Annotated in this window: 3 protein-coding genes; all 3 read right to left on the bottom strand. The window is 44.7% G+C overall.

The window, feature by feature from the left end:
* Positions 1–604: anaerobic C4-dicarboxylate transporter family protein (locus tag KQJ18_RS23840; protein ID WP_275945717.1), on the bottom strand; the 604-nt coding region annotated here is incomplete at its 3' end.
* 62 nt (positions 605–666) lie between these two features.
* The gene (locus KQJ18_RS23835; RefSeq protein ID WP_038635106.1) at positions 667–1,506 is read right to left on the bottom strand and encodes a fructoselysine 6-kinase; all 840 of its coding nucleotides are present in this window, start codon (positions 1,504–1,506) and stop codon (positions 667–669) included.
* 63 nt (positions 1,507–1,569) lie between these two features.
* Positions 1,570–1,647, bottom strand: a 78-nt coding sequence (locus KQJ18_RS24790; protein WP_253297561.1) for a hypothetical protein, incomplete at its 5' end; no start/stop codon positions are given.

Below are 1,647 nucleotides of genomic sequence, written 5' to 3'. Positions count from 1 at the left end.
GTTGATACTCTGGGTCATCTTTTAGCTCTTTGCCTTTATTAAAGGTCGCTAAGGCCCCCATCGCGACACCCACTAACGTAGCGGGAACGCAGATCATCATAATTGTAGAAATGGATATCCCTAACGGGGCCATTAAACCAATCATTGCCGCCATCGCCGCCGATATTGGACTGGCTGTGATAGCCTGCTGCGATGCAATAACAGAAATGGATAATGGCCGCTCAGGACGGATCCCCGAATCACGGGCGACTTCAGAAATAACCGGTAATAAACTATAAACAACATGCCCCGTTCCGGACATAAAAGTGAAGATATAGCAAATAAAAGGCGCCAGCAGCGTAATATAACGAGGATGACGGCGCAGAATTTTCTCTGCCAGTTTAACCAGTAAATCCAGACCACCGGCGGCTTGTAATGATGAGGCAGCTAAAACAACCGAAAGAATAATAAGAATAACGTCAATCGGCGGTGTGGATGGGGTCAGGCCAAAAACAAATACCATGACGCCAACACCGAGTCCCCCGACCATGCCTAAAAACACACCGCCAATCCTGGCGCCAACCATTAAGGCTAAAAGAATAAAACACAATTCCGTCCAAAACATACTTCCTCCTGGCTTATCTGGAGTGAATGTTGGGTTACATGAGTGGAACAGCGTTAACAGGGTTAATACGGTTTACCAAAACCGAATGCACCGTAATCAGACAAAACATTCGCTGCAGATTTACCACCAGCCTGCATGGCGCACAGCACCCTTTCTCGATCGGGCTCAGCTGTACCTGATTGGATAATGGAGAGCATAAATCCGGTTAAAAACGCATCACCTGCCCCCAGGGTATCTACTGGCTCAATATATTTCGGCGTCCAGTCAAGAAAACCACCAGCGGAAAAATAATAAACACGTTCATGCCCGCAGGTTGCAATAATATGTCGACAACCGTATTGGTAAAGCTTATTTATTTTTTCTTTGGTTTCATCTGGTGAGATGCCACTACAGGAAATGAAGCCATAATCTACCCATGGGCATACTCTTGCGAAATAATCATCGGTGCCACGTCCAGAAAAATCGAATGATATCATGATATTTTTCTGTTTTATTTTTTCCAGCTCACTTTCAAGATAACCATTAATACTGGTGTGAACTAAGTCAAAACTGGCAATGTATCGCAGATCATCCACCGTCAGCATGAAGGGATGTTCGCGTAAAACACCATTTTTATTACTGGTGACAAACTCACGATCGCCATTATTGAGGCGAATACAGGCGTAACCGTTCTCCCCCTCATAATGCCGACTATGGGTAATATCTATCTGTAACTTATGCAATACATCTTGTATATGTTTTGCCGCGTCATCATTCCCAAACGCCCCCATGAAGGCGCTTGAAGCACCGGCTTGCTTTGCGTAGACGGAAAAATTTAAGGCATTGCCACCTGGATACATCATTCCAGAATGAAGGTATTTATCGACGACATTGTCACCTATACCTATTACGCGAATACTCATAATAATACCCTGCTCTATAAAATCTTAAAAAGCGTCCCTGCTTTTACCTTAATCCTTTAGTAATCAGTATGCTACTTTCCACATATAGCGACGTGTAGTGAGCGGATGCTGGCGAGCTTCAGCAAGCGCTCGGTTGTAGAC

Source organism: Citrobacter sp. S55_ASV_140, assembly GCF_018919505.1.
Lineage (GTDB): Bacteria > Pseudomonadota > Gammaproteobacteria > Enterobacterales > Enterobacteriaceae > Citrobacter > Citrobacter werkmanii.
This window is presented reverse-complemented; position numbering and strand designations above follow the sequence as displayed.

Coding starts and splice junctions, on each gene's coding strand:
- KQJ18_RS23835 (WP_038635106.1), bottom strand. CDS start 1,506: ATGAGTATTCGCGTAATAGGTATAGGTGACAATGTCGTCGATAAATAC.